The organism is Shigella sp. FC1661, from assembly GCF_001712525.1.
Classification (GTDB): domain Bacteria; phylum Pseudomonadota; class Gammaproteobacteria; order Enterobacterales; family Enterobacteriaceae; genus Escherichia; species Escherichia coli.
In genome coordinates this window covers 1-1,225 of sequence record NZ_MDGW01000351.1, presented here as the reverse complement: position 1 = coordinate 1,225, position 1,225 = coordinate 1, and the positions used below count along the sequence as shown (strand labels likewise).

Below are 1,225 nucleotides of genomic sequence, written 5' to 3'. Positions count from 1 at the left end.
GGTGTAAGTGAACTGTAGTTGCCATGTTTTACGGCAATGAGAGCAGAGATAGCGCTGATGTCCGGCAGTGCTTTTGCCGTTACGCACCACGCCTTCAGTAGCGGAGCAGGAAGGACATCTGATGGAAATGGAAGCCACGCAAGCACCTTAAAATCACCATCATACACTAAACCAATAAGTTGGCAGCATTACCATCACTTCATTGATGGTATTTTATATGTTTAAAAAATCTGTTTTATTTGCAACACTATTATCTGGTGTTATGGCATTTTCCACCAATGCAGATGATAAAATAATTCTGAAACATATCAGCGTCTCGTCAGTATCAGCATCACCGACAGTTCTGGAGGATGCCATTGCTGATATAGCCAGAAAATATAATGCTTCATCCTGGAAAGTCACATCGATGCGAATTGATAATAATTCAACCGCAACAGCAGTATTGTATAAATAAGGATGTTCACAATGGAAAAATACCTGCACCTGTTAAGTCGGGGAGATAAAATTGGCCTGACATTGATTCGTCTGAGTATTGCAATTGTTTTTATGTGGATTGGGTTATTAAAGTTTGTCCCTTACGAGGCAGACAGCATTACACCATTCGTCGCAAACAGTCCACTAATGTCGTTCTTTTATGAACACCCGGAAGACTATAAACAGTATCTGACTCACGAAGGCGAATACAAACCAGAAGCAAGGGCATGGCAAACGGCCAATAATATCTATGGTTTTTCCAACGGTCTTGGCGTCGTGGAGGTGATTATTGCTCTGCTGGTTTTGGCTAATCCTGTCAATCGCTGGTTAGGTTTATTGGGAGGACTGTGAGGTGTACTGGCAATAGCGGACACTACCATTTGTTCTTTTTTTAAGCAGCCATCTGATGATATTTTTCCCTGAAGGCTGCCGGGGAGATATTCCCCAGACGAGAGTGACGACGCTGACGATTGTAGAAAATCTCAATGTATTCCCGTATTACTGAGATGGCTTCATCCCGGTTATTAAAACGATAGTGGCTCAGGCTCTCATTTTTCAGCGTTCCCCAGAAGCTTTCCATCGGAGCGTTGTCGTAACAGTGACCTTTACGCGACATTGATGTTTTCAGACCAGACTGCTCCTGTATGACCCGGTAATCGTATGCGCAGTACTGTGAACCTCGATCAGAGTGGTGGATTAGCCCGGCAGGTGGGCGCTGGCTCCTGAGCGCCATAAACAGGGCTTTACCTGT

General features: G+C 44.2%; 3 protein-coding genes and 1 pseudogene. 2 read left to right on the top strand and 2 right to left on the bottom strand.

All coding sequences use genetic code 11. The features are described 5' to 3' along the window. On the bottom strand, positions 1-138 hold a 138-nt coding region (locus BFF42_RS17775), incomplete at its 3' end, for an insA N-terminal domain protein (RefSeq protein ID WP_001645659.1). A gap of 79 nt (positions 139-217) precedes the next feature. Here BFF42_RS17775 and rclB point away from each other — a divergent pair. Further along, on the top strand, positions 218-454 hold the full coding sequence (gene rclB, locus BFF42_RS17770; protein WP_000474077.1) for a reactive chlorine resistance periplasmic protein RclB: 237 nt from the start codon (positions 218-220) through the stop codon (positions 452-454). Between the two features lie 11 nt (positions 455-465). Beyond that, a pseudogene (gene rclC / locus BFF42_RS17765) lies at positions 466-822 on the top strand (reactive chlorine species resistance protein RclC); the annotation flags it as partial. Between the two features lie 43 nt (positions 823-865). Here the strand turns inward: rclC and BFF42_RS17755 are convergent. Further along, positions 866-1,225, bottom strand: a 360-nt coding sequence (locus BFF42_RS17755) for an integrase core domain-containing protein (RefSeq protein ID WP_146753229.1), incomplete at its 5' end; no start/stop codon positions are given.

Bases quoted from the DNA above. Each gene is read 5' to 3' on its own strand.
- rclB (WP_000474077.1), top strand. From the start codon at position 218: ATGTTTAAAAAATCTGTTTTATTTGCAACACTATTATCTGGTGTTATG.